Source organism: Terriglobus sp. YAF25 (genome assembly GCF_052113305.1).
In the GTDB taxonomy this organism is placed as follows: domain Bacteria; phylum Acidobacteriota; class Terriglobia; order Terriglobales; family Acidobacteriaceae; genus Terriglobus.
In genome coordinates this window covers 1-1,539 of the sequence record NZ_JBFRCY010000910.1, presented here as the reverse complement: position 1 = coordinate 1,539, position 1,539 = coordinate 1, and the positions used below count along the sequence as shown (strand labels likewise).

Below are 1,539 nucleotides of genomic sequence, written 5' to 3'. Positions count from 1 at the left end.
CCTTATGCCTGGTACAGAGGCGCAGAATCGCCTGTACCTGCCCGGTGGTCTCCGGCAGCAGAACCGCAGAGGGAGCCTCACGGAAGGCGGTAAGGCCATCGCACTCATAGGTTTGCAACTGGTTCTGTGCGGTAATCAGGCCGCGCGGACCAACGATCTCGAGAAACGCTGTAAGAAGTTCGGCCGAAAGCATGGCACCCCTAAGGATAAGGGACGGCATGAAGATTTGGTGACATCCGAACCACCCAAAAGCGTACTGTAACGAAAAAGCCGTCCAGAGCGTCAGACAACCGGACGAGGAGACAGTCATGTTGATTAAGACCACTACCGAGATTCCATCTTCGGAGATCACTCCGCAGGAGAAGTTCCTGAGCCGTCGAGGGTTTCTGGCGGGAGCGGCTGCCGTGGCGGGCGCCGGCGTGATGGCGCCACAGGGACTTTGGGGTGCAACCAAGCTGCAGACGACACCGGGAAAGTTTTCACTCAGTGAAACGCCGACGCCTCTGAAGAAGGCAATCAGCTACAACAATTTTTACGAGTATGGAGTCGACAAGAGCGATCCTGCAGCCAACGCACATCGCTTGAAGCCACGGCCGTGGACCGTGCAGGTAGAAGGGCAGATTCAGAAACCGCTGACCTTTGACATCGACACCATCATGAACTACCGCCCGCTGGAAGATCGCGTCTATCGCTTTCGCTGTGTTGAGGCATGGAGCATGGTGATTCCCTGGGTAGGCTACTCGTTCTCAGAGTTCGTGAAGGCCTGCAACCCTCTGCCAAGCGCCAAGTACATCCAGTTCATCTCGCTGGCGGATAAGAAGCAGATGGACCTGCCGGACTCGGCGGGAATCTACTGGCCATATTCCGAAGGTCTGCGGATGGATGAAGCGATGCATCCGCTCACGCTGCTTACCTTCGGCTCGTTTGGGCAGACGCTCGAGAATCAGCAGGGCGCTCCGATCCGCATCATCGTTCCATGGAAGTATGGCTTCAAGTCCGCCAAGTCGATCGTGAAGATTCGCTTCCTCGACAAGCAGCCGCACACGTCATGGAATGATCTTGCTCCAAACGAATACGGTTTCTACGCCAATGTGAATCCGCAGCACAATCATCCGCGTTGGAGCCAGGCGAGCGAACGCAAGATCGATGCTTCGCTCTTTCCCAAAACGGTAACGACCCTGCCATTCAATGGTTATGGAAGTGAAGTCGCCGGCTTATACAGCGGAATGGATCTCAATAAGAATTATTAGAAGAAATCAGCTCGTGGCTGATTGCTGCGCCTCAGCCTGAAATTAGGAAGATGTAACGAGATGCGCCCGTAACCGGGCGCATTTTCTTTTGCTCGCTACTCCGCAAGTCTCTGTGGTTGTTACGACAAAGACAGTTAAATTGCGGGAAAAGTCGAGCGAAACGAGTCACCTCTAAAGTCTCTTTGCTCCGCGCCGAAGAGTTAAGTGACGGGAAGAAGATGCTGCAAAGAGTCCCCCTCTAGCGACTGTTTCGTTTCGAGCCCGACGCTGCCGCCTGGTGGGGGAAAAG

At 54.9% G+C, this 1,539-nt stretch carries 1 protein-coding gene and 1 pseudogene; one reads left to right on the top strand and one right to left on the bottom strand.

All coding sequences use genetic code 11. The features are described 5' to 3' along the window. Positions 1–193 (bottom strand): annotated as a pseudogene (locus AB4043_RS25125) (FAD-binding oxidoreductase); the annotation flags it as partial. 115 nt (positions 194–308) lie between these two features. On the opposite strand from AB4043_RS25125, the gene msrP reads away from it, so the two are divergent. After that, positions 309–1,250: a protein-methionine-sulfoxide reductase catalytic subunit MsrP gene (msrP, locus tag AB4043_RS25120; protein ID WP_442300203.1), complete on the top strand. Its 942-nt coding sequence runs from the start codon at positions 309–311 to the stop codon at positions 1,248–1,250. Positions 1,251–1,539: the final 289 nt, after the last annotated feature.

Excerpts from the sequence above, each read along its gene's own strand:
- msrP (WP_442300203.1), top strand. The coding sequence starts at position 309 with ATGTTGATTAAGACCACTACCGAGATTCCATCTTCGGAGATCACTCCG.